At 71.2% G+C, this 18,846-nt stretch carries 17 protein-coding genes and 1 pseudogene; 12 read left to right on the top strand and 6 right to left on the bottom strand.

The window, feature by feature from the left end:
* The coding region (locus D8M34_RS13735) for a DEAD/DEAH box helicase (RefSeq protein WP_238695664.1) at window positions 1–1,478 on the top strand (1,478 nt) is incomplete at its 5' end.
* A gap of 70 nt (window positions 1,479–1,548) precedes the next feature.
* Here D8M34_RS13735 and D8M34_RS13740 read toward each other — a convergent pair.
* On the bottom strand, window positions 1,549–2,088 hold the full coding sequence (locus tag D8M34_RS13740) for a YaeQ family protein (RefSeq protein WP_062637342.1): 540 nt from the start codon (window positions 2,086–2,088) through the stop codon (window positions 1,549–1,551).
* A 43-nt stretch (window positions 2,089–2,131) separates the two neighbouring features.
* Window positions 2,132–3,226: an Rv2578c family radical SAM protein gene (locus D8M34_RS13745; RefSeq protein WP_025104685.1), complete on the bottom strand. Its 1,095-nt coding sequence runs from the start codon at window positions 3,224–3,226 to the stop codon at window positions 2,132–2,134.
* 74 nt (window positions 3,227–3,300) lie between these two features.
* Here D8M34_RS13745 and D8M34_RS13750 point away from each other — a divergent pair, with 74 nt between their 5' ends.
* From D8M34_RS13750 to D8M34_RS13795, 10 genes are all read left to right on the top strand, one after another.
* Window positions 3,301–4,230 carry a M15 family metallopeptidase gene (locus D8M34_RS13750; RefSeq protein ID WP_126894274.1) on the top strand — a complete coding sequence of 310 codons (930 nt, stop codon included), beginning with the start codon at window positions 3,301–3,303 and terminating at the stop codon, window positions 4,228–4,230.
* A 164-nt stretch (window positions 4,231–4,394) separates the two neighbouring features.
* Window positions 4,395–5,558: an acyl-CoA dehydrogenase family protein gene (locus D8M34_RS13755; protein WP_025104683.1), complete on the top strand. Its 1,164-nt coding sequence runs from the start codon at window positions 4,395–4,397 to the stop codon at window positions 5,556–5,558.
* A 340-nt stretch (window positions 5,559–5,898) separates the two neighbouring features.
* Window positions 5,899–6,714, top strand: coding sequence for a GntR family transcriptional regulator (locus tag D8M34_RS13760; protein WP_161973074.1), 816 nt, complete (start codon window positions 5,899–5,901; stop codon window positions 6,712–6,714).
* A 36-nt stretch (window positions 6,715–6,750) separates the two neighbouring features.
* Window positions 6,751–7,770 (top strand): NAD(P)-dependent oxidoreductase, encoded by a 1,020-nt coding sequence (locus D8M34_RS13765; RefSeq protein ID WP_126894275.1) that lies wholly within the window; start codon window positions 6,751–6,753, stop codon window positions 7,768–7,770.
* On the top strand, window positions 7,758–9,362 hold the full coding sequence (locus tag D8M34_RS13770; RefSeq protein ID WP_126894276.1) for an FGGY family carbohydrate kinase: 1,605 nt from the start codon (window positions 7,758–7,760) through the stop codon (window positions 9,360–9,362). The genes D8M34_RS13765 and D8M34_RS13770 overlap by 13 nt, the downstream gene beginning before the upstream one ends.
* A 22-nt stretch (window positions 9,363–9,384) precedes the next feature.
* Complete coding sequence (lsrF, locus tag D8M34_RS13775) at window positions 9,385–10,275, top strand: 3-hydroxy-5-phosphonooxypentane-2,4-dione thiolase (RefSeq protein WP_126894277.1); 891 nt, start codon at window positions 9,385–9,387, stop codon at window positions 10,273–10,275.
* Window positions 10,272–10,646 carry a cupin domain-containing protein gene (locus tag D8M34_RS13780; RefSeq protein WP_126894278.1) on the top strand — a complete coding sequence of 125 codons (375 nt, stop codon included), beginning with the start codon at window positions 10,272–10,274 and terminating at the stop codon, window positions 10,644–10,646. Before lsrF ends, D8M34_RS13780 begins: the two co-directional genes overlap by 4 nt.
* A gap of 46 nt (window positions 10,647–10,692) precedes the next feature.
* Complete coding sequence (locus D8M34_RS13785; protein WP_126894279.1) at window positions 10,693–12,018, top strand: ABC transporter substrate-binding protein; 1,326 nt, start codon at window positions 10,693–10,695, stop codon at window positions 12,016–12,018.
* Between the two features lie 29 nt (window positions 12,019–12,047).
* Window positions 12,048–12,953 carry a carbohydrate ABC transporter permease gene (locus D8M34_RS13790; protein ID WP_126894280.1) on the top strand — a complete coding sequence of 302 codons (906 nt, stop codon included), beginning with the start codon at window positions 12,048–12,050 and terminating at the stop codon, window positions 12,951–12,953.
* Between the two features lie 2 nt (window positions 12,954–12,955).
* Window positions 12,956–13,891 carry a carbohydrate ABC transporter permease gene (locus D8M34_RS13795; RefSeq protein WP_126894281.1) on the top strand — a complete coding sequence of 312 codons (936 nt, stop codon included), beginning with the start codon at window positions 12,956–12,958 and terminating at the stop codon, window positions 13,889–13,891.
* A 97-nt stretch (window positions 13,892–13,988) separates the two neighbouring features.
* On the opposite strand, the gene D8M34_RS13800 is transcribed toward D8M34_RS13795, so the two are convergent.
* The 4 genes from D8M34_RS13800 to D8M34_RS13815 all read right to left on the bottom strand — a co-directional run bounded on the left by D8M34_RS13800 (window position 13,989) and on the right by D8M34_RS13815 (window position 17,984).
* Window positions 13,989–14,864 (bottom strand): siderophore-interacting protein, encoded by an 876-nt coding sequence (locus D8M34_RS13800; RefSeq protein ID WP_126894282.1) that lies wholly within the window; start codon window positions 14,862–14,864, stop codon window positions 13,989–13,991.
* 11 nt (window positions 14,865–14,875) lie between these two features.
* Entirely contained in the window at window positions 14,876–15,694 is an 819-nt protein-coding gene (locus tag D8M34_RS13805; RefSeq protein ID WP_085604861.1) for an energy-coupling factor transporter transmembrane component T, read from the bottom strand.
* Window positions 15,691–17,358: an ABC transporter ATP-binding protein gene (locus D8M34_RS13810; protein ID WP_126894283.1), complete on the bottom strand. Its 1,668-nt coding sequence runs from the start codon at window positions 17,356–17,358 to the stop codon at window positions 15,691–15,693. Before D8M34_RS13810 ends, D8M34_RS13805 begins: the two co-directional genes overlap by 4 nt.
* An 80-nt stretch (window positions 17,359–17,438) precedes the next feature.
* Entirely contained in the window at window positions 17,439–17,984 is a 546-nt protein-coding gene (locus D8M34_RS13815; protein WP_126894284.1) for an ECF transporter S component, read from the bottom strand.
* A 322-nt stretch (window positions 17,985–18,306) separates the two neighbouring features.
* On the opposite strand from D8M34_RS13815, the pseudogene D8M34_RS19875 reads away from it, so the two are divergent.
* Window positions 18,307–18,807, top strand: a pseudogene (locus D8M34_RS19875) (S8 family serine peptidase); the annotation flags it as partial.
* Window positions 18,808–18,846: the final 39 nt, after the last annotated feature.

Genomic DNA, 18,846 nt, shown 5'->3' on the forward strand with positions numbered 1-18,846 from the left:
GCACCCGCGGCGGTGAGCAGGGGACCGAGCGTTCGTACGACGCCGCCCGTGCGCGCCGCGCGTTCGACCGCGACCGCACGCAGCGCTCCTTCGAGGGCGGGCGCGAGCGGCCGTCGACCGGAGGGGCCTACCGCACCGAGCGGCCGCGTCGGGACGAGCGCCCTCGTCGCGACGAGCGTCCGACCCGGAGCGACTGGAACGCGAAGCCGAAGGCGGCCTTCGAGCAGGCCGACGACGTCGTCCACGAGCGCCTCGAGGCACAGGCCGTGCAGGCCGTCGAGGTCGAGGGCGTCACGTTCGCCGACCTCGGCCTGGGCTCCAACATCACCGAGACCCTGAACAACATGGGCGCCGCGACGCCGTTCCCGATCCAGGCGGCGAGCATTCCCGCCGTCCTCGAGGGGCGCGACGTGCTCGCCCGCGGACGCACGGGCTCCGGCAAGACCATCGCCTTCGGGGCACCGCTCGTCGAGCGGGTGCTGCAGTCGCAGGCGGGCAAGCGTCGCGAGTTCGGCCGGGCGCCGCGCGCGATCATCCTCGCCCCGACGCGCGAACTCGCGCTGCAGATCGACCGGACCATCCAGCCGATCGCCCGCAGCGTCGGCCTCTTCACGACGCAGATCTACGGCGGTGTGCCCCAGGGTCGCCAGGTGGGCGCGCTGAAGAAGGGCGTCGACATCGTCATCGGCACCCCCGGCCGTATCGAGGACCTGATGAACCAGGGCAAGCTCGACCTGTCGGACTGCCGGATCGCGGTGCTCGACGAGGCCGACCACATGTGCGAGCTCGGATTCGTCGAGCCCGTGCAGCGCATCCTCCGCCGCACGGCCGAGGGCAGCCAGAAGCTCCTGTTCTCCGCGACGCTCGACCGCGAGGTCGCGGCGCTGGTGGACGAGTTCCTCGTCGACCCCGCCGTGTTCGAGGTCGCCGGCGAGGACCAGGGCTCCAGCACCATCGAGCACCGGGTGCTCGTCATCGAGCACCGCGACAAGGCGGACATCCTCACGTCGCTCGTCGACCGCGAGGGCAAGACGCTCGTCTTCGCCCGTACTCGCGCCTACGCCGAGATGCTGGCTGACCAGTTCGACGACGCGGGGATCCCCGCGGTGTCGCTGCACGGCGATCTCAACCAGGCCAAGCGCACGCGGAACCTGGAGAAGCTGACCTCGGGTCGGGTGAACGTGCTCGTCGCGACCGACGTCGCCGCGCGCGGCATCCACGTCGACGACATCGACCTCGTGGTCCAGGCCGACGCGCCGGACGAGTACAAGACGTACCTGCACCGCTCCGGTCGCACGGGTCGCGCGGGGCGCTCGGGCCGGGTCGTCACGCTCATCACTCGGCAGCGCCAGCGCCGGATGACCGAGCTGCTCGGTCGCGCCGAGATCGAGGCCCCGTTCGAGCAGGCCCGCCTGGACGACGACGTGATCGAGGAGATCGCCGGGCGCGTGCCGTCCGCCGCCGAGCTCACCTCCTGACCCGTTCGGGATCAGAAAGGCCCCGGAGACTTCGGTCTCCGGGGCCTTTTCGCACTCCGCACCGGCCGGGTCAGGGGAGGGTGTGCTCGTGGAGGGACGTCATCAGGGACGTACCGTTGAGGTCGAGGTAGAGGACGCCCTCGGTGACCGTGAGGGTCAGGGTGTTGCGGCGGGCGAGGTGGGGCGTGGCGGTGTCGACGAAGCCGGGATCGAAGCTGTAGACCCGGATGTCCTCGGCCCGGTGGATGCGCTTGTCGGCCCACGGCGCCATGACCTTGGCGGGATCGCGGTGCGTGTAGACCACCGTCCGGTCCGCGAGGCGGGTGGCATGATGCAGCCGTGCGGCATCGGGAGCGCCCACCTCGATCCAGACGGTGACCCGCCCCGTGAGGTCGCGCACGAGCACGGCGGGCTCGTCCGTGTCGGAGACGCTGCCGCCGAACGCGATGCCCTCCGCGAACTCGAGTCCATACGCGAGCACCCGGGTGAGCATGTACGCGTCGGTCTCGGAGGGATGCCGGGCGACGCGGAGCGAGACGTCCTCGTAGACCCCGCGATCGGTGTCGGCCAGCTGCATCTCGAACGTGTGGACTGTCGAACCGATCGCCATGATCCTCGAGCCTACGTGGCGCAGCACCCCTTCCGTGACCGACTCAGAACAGCATCGGCTGGGGAGGAGGGGACGCGGCAGCGCGGCCGCTCGGGGTGAACATCACCGGCCCGGCCGCCGGGGTCTCCGTCTGCACGTGGCCTTGGCCCGGGCGGAACCCGCGCCGCGGATAGTCGTCTTCGTGCCGGCCGTCGAGTCCGTGCGTCCGGATGAGGGGACGGGCGCGCTTGGCGAGCCACTGCCGATACGGCTTCGGCGCCTCGACGGACGCTCCGGGATAGAGCCCCCGGTACGACGACACGAGGTCGGGACGGTTCTCGCCGAGCCACTGGAAGAACCACGGCTTGACGCCCGGACGCAGGTGCAGGGCTCCGTAGATCACGCTCCGCGCTCCGGCGGCCTTGATGCGGCGCAGGGCGTCGTCGATCGCGGCGAGGGAGTCGGTGAGGTGCGGCATGATCGGCATGAGGAACACCGTGACCGGGAACCCGGCGTCGGCGAGGGCGCGCACCGTGTCGAGGCGGGCCTGCGTGGTCGGAGCGCCGGGCTCGATCGCTTTCTGCAGCGCGTCGTCGTACATCGCGATCGACATCTGCACGTCGACCGGCACGCGCTGCGCCGCCTTCTTCAGCAGCGGGATGTCGCGGCGGATCAGCGTGCCCTTCGTGAGGATCGACATCGGGGTGCCCGACGCCGCGAGCGCCTCGATGATGCCGGGCATGAGGGCGTAGCGCCCCTCGGCCCGCTGGTACGGGTCGGTGTTCGTGCCGAGGGCGACCGTCTCGTGCTGCCAGCTCCCGCGGCGCAGCTCCCGTTCGAGCACCTCGACGACGTTGACCTTGACGACGATCTGGGTGTCGAAGTCGGCACCGCCGTCGAGGTCGAGGTACTCGTGCGTGCCTCGTGCGAAGCAGTACGTGCAGGCATGGGAGCAGCCGCGGTAGGGGTTGATCGTCCAGGCGAAGGGCATGCGCGACGCCCCGGGGACGTGGTTGAGAGCGGACTTCGACAGCACCTCGTGGAACGTCATCCCGGCGAACTCCGGCGTCGTCACCGTGCGGAGGACGCTGGACCGGTTCTCGAGACCGGGCAGCGCCGCCTCGTCGCTGTCCGCGAGCTTTTGTCCCTGCCACCGCATCGTCCTAGTCGAACAAAGAATCGAATCAAAGTCAAGCGAGTATGGCATCAATGTTCGAATGGAAGAATGGGGCCATGCCCTCCTCGCCGTACGCGCAGCATGCGGCGCCGCGCTCCCCGATCTTCGGCCCCGCCCTCCCGGTCGGGCTGGCGGTGACCGCGGTGGGCGTGCTGCTGTCCCTCACCGGGGCGGCCGCGACCCCTGTCGCCTCGGAGGACATGCCGCGGCCGGTCGCGGTGATGCAGGTGCCGACCGTGGAGAACGCGGCGACGCCCGCGGCGGACCCCTGTGCCGACCCCGGGGTGCAGGAGGCGATCGCGGCGGGGGATGACGCCGCCACCATCGCGGGGTTCGGCGGCGGAGCGCGCTTCCGTGAGGCGGTGGTCGCGGGGAACGCACCCTGCGTCTCGCTCAGCGATCCCGCCCGGATCTGGGTGGTGGTGAACAAGGGGCGTCCGCTCGATCCGGCCGCCTACGAGCCCGCGGAACTGGGCCAGGTGCCCCTGCAGATGACGACGCCGTCGGGCCGCGTGCGCGCGGAGGTTGCCGACGCGGTCGGGCGCATGGCGGAGGCCGCCGCGGCTGCGGGCGTCGGCCGCATCGGCGCGAACAACGGCTACCGGTCTTACGGGCTGCAGGTCGCGACCTACGGCGCCCACGTGCGGGACCAGGGGCAGGCCGACGCGGACGCCGGCTCGGCGCGCCCAGGGCACAGCGAGCATCAGACCGGTCTCGCCCTCGACGTCGTGGCCTGCGATGCCGGGTGCGGCGGTCTCGACGGCTTCGGGGCGACGCGGCAGAGCGAGTGGGTGGCCGCGCACGCCTGGGAGTACGGGTTCATCGTGCGCTACGAGCAGGTCGGCACCCCGGTCACCGGGTATGCGCCGGAGCCCTGGCACCTGCGTTACGTCGGCACGGAGCTCGCGGCGGCGTATCACGAGGGCGGCTTCCACACCCTCGAGGAGTTCTTCGGCCTGCCCGCCGCTCCCGACTACGAGCACTGAACGGACGGGTCCGCGGTGGCGCTCGGCGTGCTCTGAGGCTTTCCACAAACGCGGTACCCAGTCCCACTCGGGATGGGATGCATTCTCACAATCGCCTGTCCTGCCCCGTGTTCCCGCCGTAGACTCGCCGGAGCAACGACGCACGACACGTTCGGGAGGACGGCATGGAACGCGACATCTACGAAGAGGATCACGAGGCATTCCGCGACCTCGTCAAGGATTTCGTCAAGCGCCACGTCACGCACGAGGCGATCGAGAAGTGGGACGCCGCCGGCGAGGTGGACCGCGCCACGATGCGCGCCGCGGGTGAGGCCGGCATCATCGGGCTCTCCGTGCCCGAGGAGTTCGGCGGCGCCGGGATGCTGCAGGACTACCGCTTCCGCGCGATCGTGAACGAAGAGGTCATCGCGGCCGGGGCGGGCTCGCTCGCCGGGGCCTTCGGCATCCAGGACGACCTGGCCGTGCCGTACCTCGTGCACATGGGCACGCAGGAGCAGAAGGAGAAGTGGCTGCCCCGCATGGCCACCGGAGAGGTCGTCGGCGCGCTCGCCATGACCGAGCCCGGTGCCGGCTCCGACCTCCGCGGCATCAAGACCACGGCGAAGAAGGTCGACGGCGGCTACCTCGTCAACGGCGCCAAGACGTTCATCTCGTCGGGCGCGACCGCCGACCTCGTCGTGACCTTCGTCAAGACGGGCGAGGGCAACCGGCCCGACGCGTTCAGCCTCGTCCTCATCGAGAAGGGCATGGAAGGGTTCGACAACGGCAAGAAGCTCTCGAAGATGGGCTTCCACGGTCACGACACCGCCGAGCTGTCGTTCAGCGACGTGTTCGTGCCCGAGGAGAACCTCATCGGCGGTGTCGAGGGCAAGGGCTTCATCCAGCTCATGATGAACCTCCCGCTCGAGCGCCTCTCGATCGGCGTGGCCGGAGCCGCCGCCGCACAGGCCGCGCTCGACTGGACCGTCGCCTACACGAAGGACCGCGAGGCGTTCGGGGAGCGCATCATCGACTTCCAGAACAGCCGCTTCACCATCGCCGACATGTCCGCCACGGTCGACGCGCTGTGGGCCTTCATCGACCGTGCACTGCTGGCCTACAAGGACGGCAGGCTCTCGGCCGAAGAGGCCGCGAAGGTCAAGTTCTGGGCGACCGAGCGGGAGTGGGAGGTGCTCGACGCCGGCGTGCAGCTCCACGGCGGCTACGGCTACATCACGGAGTACCCCATCGCCCGCGCCTTCCTCGACGCCCGCGTGCACCGCATCTACGGCGGCACGAACGAGATCATGCGCGAGATCGTCGGGCGTCAGATCGCCGGCAAGCGCTGACGCAGGGCCCGCGCGGCGGGCCGCAGGAGAAACGCACCCTCGGGACATCCCGAGGGTGCGTTTTCCGTCTGGAGGCAGAGGGGTGCGGCCCCACTTGTATCGACGAGTGGCGCCGGCGGGGACAGTCGGCCGTGCGGCGTGCCGGTCCCTGGGTTGTCGTTCTGCGCAGAAAAGCCTGATGACGAGGGGATAATTCCGGGTCCGACCAGGGGGCCGACTTTCTTCTGACTTGTCTCTTCAGGGGATACATGTGCTGGTCCATGATCGATACATGTCCGGACAGGCAACGTCCGGCTCGAGGACGCCGATGTCCTCGCACCCGCTCACCGAAGAGGCCGGAATGTCCACGCTCACCCTGCCGCAGCTCGACCGTACGTCGACGGCTCCGATCTGGTTCCAGATCATGCGCGCCGTCGAGGGGCAGATCGCCCAGGGCGCCTGGGCGCCCGGGGACCGCCTGCCGAGCGAGAGCGAGCTGCGCGCGCACTTCGCGGCCTCCCGGACCTCGGTCCGCGATGCGCTGTCCCGTCTCGAGAGCGCCGGGATCATCTCGCGGCAGCAGGGCAAGGGCGCGTTCGTCGAGCGTGCCCAGGGGCCGTCCGCCTGGACGCTGCCCTCCGCGCCGAGCCTGCTCGGCGAGTACAGCGAGGATGGACGCAGCGCCCTCAGTTCGGAGATCCTCCGCGGAGGGATCGAGCCGCTGCCGTCCTGGGCCGCCGCGGTGGTCGGTCGCGACTCGCCCGACGGCATGGGCTTCGTCCTGGAGCGCGTGCGCGCCGTCGGCGCCCGCACCGCCGTCCACGTGATCAACTACCTGCCGACGCGCTTCGTCGGCGTCCTTCCCGACCTCCGCGACCCCCGGGCCAGCCTCTACGCCGCGATCTCCCGCGTCACCGGTGTGCGGATCGCGCGCATGCACCGCACGATCGAGGCCGTCTCGGCCGACCGCATGCTCGCGGGACTGCTCGAGGTCGAGCCGGGGCATCCGATCGTCGTGGTCGAGGCCGTCGCCTACGACCAGAGCGGGCAGCCCATCGACATCTCCCGCGCCTCCGTGCGGACGGACCGTCTGCGCGTGAGCGTCGACACCGGCTTCGACGCGGCGGGCATCTCGAACGAGACCGCTTCCGGCCGATACCCGGCCGCGCTCCGCTGACCCCTTCCCCGTCCCTCGATCCTCCGGGAGCCCTGCATGACCGACCACCGCATCCTCGTCATCGGCGACAGCTACATGACCGCCGAGGTCTTCACCCGCGCCTTCCGGGAGCGGGGGATCGAGACCGACGCGGTCACGATGACGATCGCGGAGCCCACCTGGGACACCGCCGCGATCCGCGAGTTCGAGGGCGATCCGGCCGAGGTCGCCCGGCTCGCCGCGGGGTATGACGTCGTCGCCTTCCACGCCGCCCCCGTCACCGCCGAGGTCATCGCGGCCCTGCCCGGCCTCCGCCTCCTCGGCTGCGCACGGGGCGGCCCCGTGAACGTCGACCTCGACGCGGCCCGCGGAGCCGGCGTCCGCGTGACGACCACGCCGGGCAAGAACGCCGACGCCGTCGCGGATCTCACCATCGGCTTCCTCATCTCTCTGGTGCGCAACGTGCCGGCCTCCCTTCGGGACGTGGACGACCGGGTGGCGGACGGGCGTGCGCTCGCCGAGTCGACGTTCGAGGGCGCCCGGTGGTTCGGACGCGAGGTCAAGGGGCTGCGCCTCGGGCTCGTCGGCTACGGCAACGTCGCCCGGCTGGTCGCGGCGCGAGCTCGCGCCCTCGGGGCCGTCATCACGGCGTACGACCCCTTCGTCGATCCCGAGACGGTGACCGATGCGACGATCGTGGGCGACCTCGACGCGCTGCTCTCCGCTAGCGACGTGGTCAGCGTGCACGCCAGGGCGACCGCCGAGAACCGGCACCTGATCGGCCGGGCGCAGATCGAGCGGATGCCGCGCGGCGCGTTCCTCATCAACACCGCCCGCGAGTCGCTCGTCGACGAGCACGCACTGCTGGACGGGCTGCGTTCCGGACAGCTCGCCGGCGTCGCCCTCGACGTCAACGAGCCCGACGGGCCGTGGCGCGAGCTCGTCGCGGAGCCGAACCTGGTCCTCACCCCCCACCTCGCCGGAGCGACACACGAGACGCTCGCCCGCGGTGCGGACATGCTCGCCGCGGAAGTCGAGCGGTTCCTGGCAGGAGGTGATCTGCGATGGGAGCGCTGACCGACGTCTTCCTGGCGATCGACGCCGGGACCGGCTCCGCACGCGCCCTCGCCTTCGACATCGAGGGTCGGCTCGTGACCCACGCCGCCCGGGAGTGGACCCACCGCGCGATCCCGGGCCACCCCGGTGGCACGGCCTTCGACACCGCGAACGGCTGGGAGGCCATCGCCGGCGCGGTCGCCGAGGTCGTCGCGCGGCTGGACGGCCGCCGCGTCGCCGCCGTCGCTGCCTCCAGCATGCGCGAGGGCTTCGTGCTGTTCGACGAGGCCGGCACGGAGATCTGGGCCTGCCCGAACACGGATGGTCGGGCCCGCGCCGCGGCGGACGAGCTCGTGGCGGAGGGCGTCGCGGACGAGATCTACCGCACCGCCGGGGACTGGGTGTCGATCACCGCACCGGCTCGGCTGCGCTGGATCGCGCGCCACCAGCCGGAGGTCCTCTCCCGTGCGCGCCACCTCGGCATGCTGAGCGACTGGGTCACCACCCGGCTCACCGGCGTCTTCGTCACCGAGCCGACCTGCGGGTCGAGCTCCGCCCTCTTCGACCTCCGCGCGCGGGGATGGTCCGCCGACCTCGCGGATCTCGTCGGCATCGACCGGCGCATCCTGCCCCCGGTCGTCGCGGCCGGCGAGGTCGTCGGCGCTGTGACGCCCGCGGCGGCGGCCGCGACGGGGCTGCCCGTCGGCACCCCGGTCGTCGCCGGCGGGGCGGACACGCAGCTCGCCCTCCACGGCATCGCGGCGCGAGAGGGGACTCCGACGATCGTCGCCGGGACGTTCTGGCAGACGACGGCCGTCGTCGCGGAGCCTCTCGTCGACCCGGATCGTCGTCTGCGCACCCTCTGCCACGTCGACCCCGGCACCTGGATGATCGAGGGCATCGGCTTCCTCTCGGGACTCGCCATGCGCTGGTTCCGGGACGCGATGTGCCCCGACGCGGCGGCGCTCGGACGCGCGGAGGGCCGCTCCGCCTTCCGCATCATGGAGGAGTGGGCCGCCGAGGTCCCGGTCGGCGCGAACGGCGTGGTCGCCACGATGGCGAACGTCATGCAGGCCGACGCGTGGCACCACGCCGCGCCCGCGTTCGTCGGATTCGACATCAACGACGCCGCCGGATCGTCCCGCGGGGCGTTCATCCGGGCGATCGAGGAGTCCGCGGCCATCGTTGCCGGCGCGCACCTGGAGATCCTCTCCGCCCTCACCGCGGGCCGCGCGGTCGCGGACGGCACCGTGACGTTCACCGGCGGGTCGAGTGCGGGAGCGCTGTGGCCGCGGATCATCGCCGGCGTCACCGGCCTGGACACGCGCGTCACCCCCGCCCCCGAGGCCACGTCGTACGGTGCCGCGCGTCTCGCCGCCGCCGGTGTCGGCGCCACGCTCCCGCCCATGGGCGACGCCGAGCGGGTCGAACGGGTCGATCCCGCCGAGCACGAGCAGTACTGCGCGGTCACCGAGCGCTGGCACCGCGTCTACCGCGACGTCCTGGCGATCTCGAGCCCCGACCTCCCTCCGCTCTTCACCCCGCCGGGGGCGGCCCGCGGCCCCCTCGACCCCTCCACCCCCCGCCTCTCGCCCGTCGGCCACGCCGGCTGACGACAACACGAAGGAGACCTCCATGGCAGACCTCGACGGCAACGCCGACGCCAAGCAGTTCCACGTCGGGACGCCCGGCGTCCGGTTCACGCAGAACATCCGTGGCGCCGCCAACCTCGACTGGGGCATGCAGAACCGCCTGTCCCGAATCCTCGATCCGGAGACCGGGCGCACGGTCATGCTCGCCTTCGACCACGGCTACTTCCAGGGGCCGACGTCGGGACTCGAGCGCATCGACCTCAACATCGCGCCGCTCGCCGCGCAGGCGGACGCGCTGATGGGCACGAGAGGCGCGCTGCGCACCTCCCTCCCGCCGGCGACGCGTGCCGGGCTCGTGCTGCGCGCCTCCGGGGGACCCTCAATCCTCAAGGACCTCTCGGACGAGTACACGGCGATGGCGATGGAGGACGCCGTCCGGCTCAACGCCGATGCCGTGGCCGTGCAGGTCTTCGTCGGCGGCGAGCACGAGAGCCGCAGCATCCGCAACCTCACCACCCTCGTCGACGAGGGGTACGCGGCCGGGATCCCCGTGCTCGGCGTGACCGCGGTGGGCAAGGAGCTGGTGCGCGACGCCCGCTACCTCGGACTCGCGACCCGCATCATCGCCGAGCTCGGCGCGCAGCTGGTCAAGACCTACTACTGCGACAAGGGCTTCGAGGATGTGGTGGCCGGATGCCCCGTCCCGGTCATCATGGCGGGCGGCAAGAAGCTGCCGGAGCTCGACGCGCTCACCATGGCCTCCCGCGCCGTGCGAGCCGGGGCGGCCGGCGTCGACATGGGGCGCAACATCTTCCAGAGCGCCGCCCCCGCCGCGATGATGACCGCCGTCCGCGCCGTCGTGCACGACGACCTCGACCCCGCCGACGCGTACGAGCTGTTCCGCGCGACCACCGAGGCCCCGGTGCCGGCATGAGCGCCGACGTGCTGCGGACCGCCGACGCCGCACTGCGGTTCGGCGACTGGGGTCCGGGATACCTCGCCCAGGCGGAGGACGCGGCCTTCGGCGTCGTCGTGCTCCGCCCGGGAGACGAGTTCGCGAACCACCTCCACGAGCACCACACGGAGTCGTTCGTCGTGATCGAGGGCCGCGCCGAGATCTGGCTGGACCGCGACACGTGCCGTGTCGTCTCCGCCGGGGACGTGCTGCGCGCCGAGCCGCACGAGGAGCACTTCGTCCGCAACCCCTTCGACGAGACCTTCCGTGCGGTCTTCGTCAAGACCCCCTGGGTGGACGGCGACAAGGTCGACCGCCCCTGGACGCCGGACCCCCGATCCGGCGCCTGACGTTCCCCCCCTCTCACCCGAGAAGAACCATCGAAAGGACACCACCATGAGCAGGCAACGACGCCCCTCTCCGACCGCGCGCCTCGTGCGCCGTGCCCTTCCCGTCATCGCCCTGGCATCCACGGCGGGCCTCGTGCTCGCCGGCTGCGGCGGGGACGCGGGAGGCCCCTCCGGCGACGGAGGGGACAAGACCCTGAAGGTCCTCATCGCCGCACCCCAGGAGGGCGCGGGGGCCATCCTCGAGAAGGACTTCGAGGCCGAGACCGGCGTCGAGGTCGAGGTCGAGGTCGTCCCCTACGACCAGATCCAGACCAAGGCGATCCTCGACGCGCAGTCCGGCACCAACAACTACGACGTCATCCAGTACTGGTACACGTCGGTCGGCGCCCTCGCCGACGCCGGGGCGCTCGCCGACATCACCGACTGGGTCGAGTCCGACGAGGACATCGACTCCGGCGACTTCATCGAGGCGATCTTCGGACCGTACTCGCAGTACGAGGGCGCCACCTACGGTCTGCCCATCGACGGCGACACGCACGTGCTCTTCTACAACAAGGCGATCTTCGAGCGGAACGGCGTCGAGGTCCCGACCACGTGGGACGAGTACGTCGAGGTCTCGAAGAAGATCACCGACGCCGAGAAGGCGGACGGCGTCTACGGCAACGCGCTGCTCGGCTCGAAGAGCGCGTTCAACATCGGGTCGACGTTCTTCAACCGGCTCGCGACGATGTCGCCCGACCCGATCGACCCGCAGATGCCGCAGCTCGACACCGAGTACGCGGTGGCCGCCGCGCAGTCGATGCTCGACGCCTCGCCGTCGGCCCTCCCCAGTCCGCTGGAGATCGGATTCGAGCAGGCGCTGCCGCAGTTCCTGTCCGGGTCGGTCGGGATGATCGAGTTCTGGACCGACCTGGGCGTGTTCGCGCAGGACCCGGAGCAGTCGAAGATCGTCGACGGCTGGGGCGTCGCCCCGCTGCCGGTGGGCCCCGAGGGCAAGGTCTCCGGAGCGCTCAACGCGGGATGGGCGATGGGCATCAGCCCGAACGCGAGCGACGAGGACCTCGCGAAGCAGTTCGTCGCGTTCGCCTCGTCGAAGGAGACGAACGAGAAGCTCATCACGACGACCGGCTCCGGTGTCGACCCCACCCGCACCTCCACGCTGGAGAGCCCGGAGTACGTCGAGTTCGCCCCCGAGGTCTCGGCGGTCGCCGCCGAGGTGCTGCCCAACGCGCAGTCCTGGCCGACCTCGCCGCAGGCGCCGGAGATGATCCAGTCGCTCAGCGACAACCTGGCGCTGATGCTGCAGGGCGGCCTCACCGCCGAACAGGCGATGCAGAACACCTGGGACACCTGGCAGTCCCTGGCCGACTGATCCCCTCGTCGAACCCGAAAGGACCGCTCATGTCGCACCCCGTCACCTCCCGGCGCCGCGCCCGACGCGCGTCGTGGACGGGACGCGCCCTGCTCGCGCCCGCCGTCATCGCGATCGTCATCATCGCGATCTACCCGCTCGGCTACATCATCGCCGCCTCCTTCTCGGAGTCGTCGCTGGGCCGGCCGTTCACCGAATGGGTCGGGTTCGACAACTTCGCGGCACTGCTGGGGGACGGGGTCACCCTCCCGTCCCTCGGCAGGTCGCTGCTCTTCGCCATCCCCTCCGCCCTGATCGCGCTCGTGGCAGGGTTGGTCGTCGCCCTGTCGCTGGACGCCGCGGTCAAGGGCGGCCGCGTCATCCGGGTGCTGCTCCTGCTGCCGCTGATGACACCGCCGGTGATGGCGGGCGTCATCTGGAAGCTCATGCTGGCCCCGACCGGGGGACTGCTCAACAACATCGGGCAGTCGTTCGCGCCCGGGTCCGAGCCGTTCCTGTTCCTCGGCTCCAGCCCCGCGGCGATGATCTCCGTGATCCTGGTGGACGCCTGGCAGTGGACGCCGTTCTGCGTGCTGCTCGTGTTCGCCGCGCTGCAGACCCTGCCGACCGAGGTGTACGAGGCCTCCCAGGTCGACGGTGCCGGGGTGCGGCAGACGTTCTGGCGCATCACGTTCCCGCTCGTGCTCCCGAGCCTCATCACCGTGCTGCTGCTCAAGCTCGTCGTCTCGTTCAAGGTCTTCGACCTCGTGTTCATCATGACCAGCGGCGGGCCGGGCTTCGACACCACCGTCAGCAGCTACCAGATCTATCGGACCGGGCTGCAGACGTTCGACGTCGGCGCCGCCGCCGCGCAGACCATCGCCTTCCTGGTGCTGGTCACCATCGTCATCCTGCCGCTCAACGCCGTGCGGCAGCGGCTGCACAGAGAGGGCTGACCATGTCGCTCACACTCCGCTCCACGGATCGGGTCGACGAGAGCGCGACCGTCACGCTGGTGGTTCCCGACGCCCGCCGTCGCCAGCGGCGCCGTCGGACCGCGAGCATCTCCCGGCCCGGCCGGCCGTCCGTCACCGTCACGGCGGTGAAGGCCGTCGTCATCATCGTCGCGATCGTCCTCGCGCTGTTGCCCGTGCTGTACATGGTGAGCATGTCGTTCAAGAGCCCGGACGACATCCTGTCCACGCGCATCCTCCCGTCTCGTCTCGCGTTCGAGAACTGGGTGGCCGCGTTCGAGAACTGGCCGATCCTCACCTACCTCCGCAACTCGATCGGTGCGGCGGTCGGGGCGGTGGTCGTGTCGCTGCTCGTGGCGATCCCGGCGAACTACGCGATGGCCCGGTTGCGTGCCGGCGGGAAGCAGACCCTCGGGCTCATCGTCTCGGCGTACGTCGCCCCGCCGATCGTGGCGATCATCCCGCTCTTCGTCCTGGTGCGCACCGCGGGGCTCATGGACTCGGTGATCGGGCTGGGCATCGTCGAGGGTCTGCTGCTCACGCCGGTGGCGGTGTGGCTGCTCGACGGGTTCTTCCGCTCGATCCCGTTCGAGGTCGACGAGGCGGCGCAGATCGACGGATGCGGTCCGCTGCGCACCCTCTGGGCGGTGATCCTGCCGCTCACGGCCCCGGGCATCGTGGCGGTGTCGATCATCGTCTTCATCCTCGCGTACAACGACTTCCTCATCCCGCTGCTGCTCACGCAGAGCGTCGACTCCCAGACGCTCCCCGTGGGCATCGCGCTCATGCAGGGCGGTCGAGAGGTGATGTTCGGGCAGATGGCCGCCGCGAGCCTCTCCGGGCTGATCCCGATCTACCTGCTGGCGCTGTTCCTGCAGAAGTGGCTCGTCGGCGGGCTCACGCAGGGCAGTGTGAAGTGAGGTCAGCGGGCACAACTTCGGAGATTCCCGACGACGCGCCGGGGCGGCCTCTTCCGCCCCGGCGTGTCGTGCCCTGTCTCCGAAGCTGTGCCCGGCCTCAGGCGAGGGGCTCGGCGGCGGCCTCGCGGGCGGCCTTCGAGGCGGGGGAGGCGGCGCCGATCTTCCAGTAGCCACAGAAGCTGACGGCGTTCTTGTCGACGCTGCGCTCGCCGACGAGCTGCTTGCGGACGCCGGAGGCCAGGGACTGCTCGCCGGCCGCGTACGCGTGGAACGGAGCGTCGGGGAGTGCCGTCCTGCCGAGGGCGTCCAGGGCGAGAACCCCGGGCGGGATCTCGTGCGGCCGCACGATCCACACCACGTCGAGCCCCGACGGATGCGCGAACTCCAGGGCGTCCTCCGCAGACGGGACCTCGATGATCGCCGTGCCCGCGGCGTCGGCCGGCAGGGAGGCGCTGATCGACGCGATCGCGGGGAGGGCGGTCTCGTCGCCCACGAGCACGACCCGGTCGGTGCCCCGCTCGGGGTTGAACGTCAGGCCCTCGTCGATGATGAGGACGTGCTCGCCGGGGGCGCAGGTCTCCGCCCATCGGGAGGCCGGCCCGGCGGTGCCGTCGGCCGCCGAGCCGTGCAGCACGAAGTCGACGTCGAGCTCGGCGCCGGTCTCGGCAGTGGCCGGGCGGTACGCGCGCACGGTGTAGTTGCGCATCACGGGGCGCTCGCCGTCGGGGATGCGGAGGAACTTCAGATACCCGAACATCCGGTTCGCCTTGGCGGGCACCCGCTCGAGCCCGGCCTCCCCGCCGATCGGCAGGAACAGCCGGAACCACTGGTCGTAGCCCATCGGACGGAAGCGGTCGATCTCGCCGCCGCCCAGGGTCACCCGCACCCAGTGCGGCGCGAGCCGTTCGGTGCGGAGCACGGTGAGGTGCAGGAGCTCGGCCGTCTCCGGCTTGACCATCTTGCTGAATGCCATGCGGGCGCCTTTCAGGGGAGCTGCCAGGGGAAGAAGACGACGAAGATCGCGGCCGACACGGCGAGCATCGCCACGGTGAAGACGGTGTCCCTCGTGCGGAACGGCACGAGGTGCCGTTCGGTCCGCGTCGGATGCGCACCGAACGCCCGGGAGTCCATCGCGAGGGCGACGCGCTCCGCATGCCGGATGGCACCCGCGAGCAGCGGGACGATGTACCCCCAGCCGCGGGCGATCCGTGCGAAGGGGCCGCGGCCGCCGTGGTAACCGCGCACCCGGTGCGCGGCACGGATGACGGCGAGCTCGTGCCCGAACCGGGGCACGAAGCGGAAGGCGGCCAGGGCCGTGTACCCGATGCGGTACGGCACGCGCAGCTGCTGCACGCTCGCACGCACGAGGTCGGAGCCGCTGGTGGTGAGGCCGCCGACGAGCGCGAGCGCGACGATCGATCCGAGCCGGAGCGCCGTAGCGAACCCGATGAGGAGGGCACCGCCGTAGAGGGTCCAGTCGCCGATCGTCACGACGGGGGCGGTGTCGGCGACCAGGGCCGCGTCGACCCACAGCGAGAAGCCGACGCCGATCGCGAGCATGCCCGCGGGAAGACCGAGCAGGAGCAGCGCGAGGAGGCGCCCCGTCACCCGCGCTCCGATGAGGATGAGGGCGTAGGCGAGCACGAGGAAGGCGGCGGGGGTGGCCAGGTCCCGCACGAAGACGAGGAGCAGCATGGCGGGGGCGAACCCGGCGACCTTCGCCAGCGGGTTGAGGCCGTAGAGGAACTGCCGCCGCGACGTGGCTGTGAGCGGCGCGTACGGATCGAGCGTGGTCATCGTCATGGCGACACCTCCCACCCGGCCGCGGTGAGCACCCGCTGCAACGCGGGGACGCGCAGGCCGGCGGAGGGGAGGATCGCGGGATCAGCGAACAGTGCCGCCGTCGGACCGGCGGCCCGCACCCGCCCGTCGGCGAGGACGACCGTGTCGGTGGCGTGCTCGGCGACGAGCTGCAGGTCGTGCGTGACGATGACCACGGTCGTGCCGTCCGCCCGCAGGCTCTCCAGCAGGTGCAGGAGCTCGGCGGCTCGGGCCCGGTCCTGCCCGAACGTGGGCTCGTCGAGGGCGAGGACGGGGGGACGGGTGATGAGGGCGGTGCCCACGGAGAGCCGTCGCTTCTCGCCGCCGGAGAGGAGGAACGGATGCACGTCGGCCTTGTGCGTCAGCCCGAACCGCTCCAGCATCTCCGCCACCCGCGTGCGGACCTCGTCGTCCGGCACCTGGCGCAGCCGGAGCCCGTGGGCGAGCTCGTCGAACACGGTGGCGGCGATGAACTGGTGCTCCGGGTTCTGGAACACGAAGCCGATGCGGGCCGCGAGCTCCCGAGGCGAGGCGGTGCCCGGATCGATACCGTCGACGGAGACCCGACCTCTCGGCGGCGGCACGACCCCGGCGAGAGCCTGGATCAGCGTCGTCTTGCCCGCCCCGTTCGCCCCGACGATCGCGGTGAGGCTCCCGGCGGCGATGTCGAGGTCGACCCCGTGCAGGATCTCGGTGCGGCGCCGTGTGACCGTGAGGCCGCGGGCCCGGATGATGGGCTCCCGGTCGGCGGGGCGAGGGTCGCCGACCGGCACCGAGGACGCGGCGCCGGGGCCGGGAGGCAGTGCGGCGGCCAGCGCCTCGGGTGTCAGCGGCAGCGGGTCGAGGACGATCCCCCGGTCGCGGAGGCGGAGCGCGGCGAGCGTCGCGGCGGGCAGCCAGACCCCCATCGCCACGAGCTCGTCGGCATGCGCGCGGATGGTCTCGGCCGCCGGACCGTCGAAGACCACCCGGCCCTCGCGGTCGAGCACGATGGTGCGCGTGACGAAACGCATCGCGGCGTCGAGGTTGTGCTCGACGAGGAGGATGGCCCGGTCCCCGGCGGCCACGACCTCGGTCAGCGCCGCGTACACGTCGTCGATCCCCTGGGGGTCGAGGTTCGCGGTCGGCTCGTCCAGCACGATGAGAGGAGAGCCCATCGCGAGGGCGCAGGCGATGGCGAGACGCTGCCGCCCCCCGCCGGAGAGGTGGTCGGGGTTGTCGTCACGGCGCTCCCACAGGCCGACGCGCCGCAACGCGTCCTCCACGCGGGCCCGCGCGGCCTCGACCGGGAGCAGGAGGTTCTCCGGGCCGAAGGCCACCTCGTCGTACACCGTCCCTGTGACGATCTGCGCGTCCGGATCCTGGAAGACCATGGCGACGTGCGTGCTGAGCGTCGCGGTGTGCGCGGTGGTCGTGTCGACGCCTCCGGCCTCGACGGCGCCGGTCATCGTCGCGGGGAGCGCGTGCGGGATGAGGCCGTTGAGGGCGAGCGTGAGCGTCGACTTCCCGGAACCGGACGGGCCGAGCAGCAGCACGACCTCGCCGGGATCGATGTCGAAGGTCACGTCACGGGGCGACGGGTGCACGGCGTCCGCGTGGGTGAGGGTCAGCTCGCGCACGCGGAGGAGGGGTGCGGATGGGCGCACGGCACGTCCCTGGTTCGACGGAGGGTGTGACTCTAACTTAGCTGAGCCTTACCTGTGCTGCCAGCGGGCCCGGTGCGTGATCAGCGGCGCGCGACGCCGGCGGTGCGCAGCGCCGAACCGATGGCGAGGCCGATCGCCGTCCAGGCCACCGGGCCGAGCACGGAGATCGCCAGGTACAGCAGCTGAGCCCACAGCGGCATGACCGCGAGGTTCGCCGCGAAGAACACCGCCACCGCCACGACGCCGCCGATCACGACCGCCGAGACGAAGAACCGCCAGGCGCCCCAGGAGCGATAGCGGGTGAGGGCGGCGACACCCTCCTGAATGAGGCCGAAGAGCAGCGCGGTGCCGATGAACCGCAGCGACCACGCCGGGTTGAAGGCGCTCGCGATGAGGGCGGCGAACACGTGCGTGATGAGCGCCACGAACGGCAGCCGCAGCACCTCCTGCGCGATGATGCCCGGCAGCACGTGCGAGCCCAGCACGAGGCCGTAGAGGAACAGCAGCGGGCTGGCCAGGAGGAGGGGAGTGACCCATCCGGCGATGCCGCCGAGGATGCCCGTGGCGACACCGATCGCTGCGCAGATCAGCAGCACTCTGGTCGACAGGACGGAGGTTCGGGCCACGTCTCCAGCCTACTGGCGACATTCGGAGAGTCGGCCGCCGTCCATCGTGACCGATCGGCACGATCGGGGGCGACCATCGTTCAGTTCTCGATCCGGCGCCGAACGGCGGGGCTATCGTGAGCCGCGGTGCGGCGACGACGCGGCATCGGGATCATCGGATCATCAGGAGCGAGATATGGGTCGAACACCCCTTCGGATCGCAGCAGCCACCACCCTGGCGACGCTGTTCATCGCATCGACGGCAACCGCAGGCCACGCAGCGACCGGGGAGGTGACGCACCCCGTTCCGGTCGCGGGGACCCCCGGGCACTACATCGTGATCATGAAGGCCGATCCCCTCGCCAGCTACGAAGGCGACGTCAAGGGCCTGAAGGCGACGAAGCCCGACGAGGGCGAGCAGCTCGAGACGCAGTCGCAGGACGCGCAGCGCTACGTCAAGCACCTCGAGTCCGAGCAGAGCAGCCTCATCAACGATGTCGGGGTCACCCCGGACACGACCTACCAGGTGGTGCTCAACGGTTTCAGCGCCGACCTCTCGGGTGAGCAGGTGGACCAGCTCCGCGCCTCGAAGGACGTCCTCGGGGTGTATCCGGACGAGATCCGTCACCCCGACGCGCAGACCTCGACCGACTACCTCGGCCTCGGCGACGACCGCAAGGGCCGCGGTGGGGTGTGGCAGCAGACCGGAGGCGTGAAGAAGGCGGGCGAGGGCGTCGTGGTCGGCGTGATCGACACCGGCATCGCGCCCGAGCACCCCTCGTTCGAGGGCAAGAAGCTCAAGCAGCAGAAGAAGCAGAACAGCCGCCACAAGGGCACGGACCCGTACACCGACGGCACCTACGTCTACTTCGACAAGTCCGAC

It is taken from the genome of Microbacterium sp. HSID17254, from assembly GCF_003989315.1.
Classification (GTDB): Bacteria; Actinomycetota; Actinomycetes; order Actinomycetales; family Microbacteriaceae; genus Microbacterium.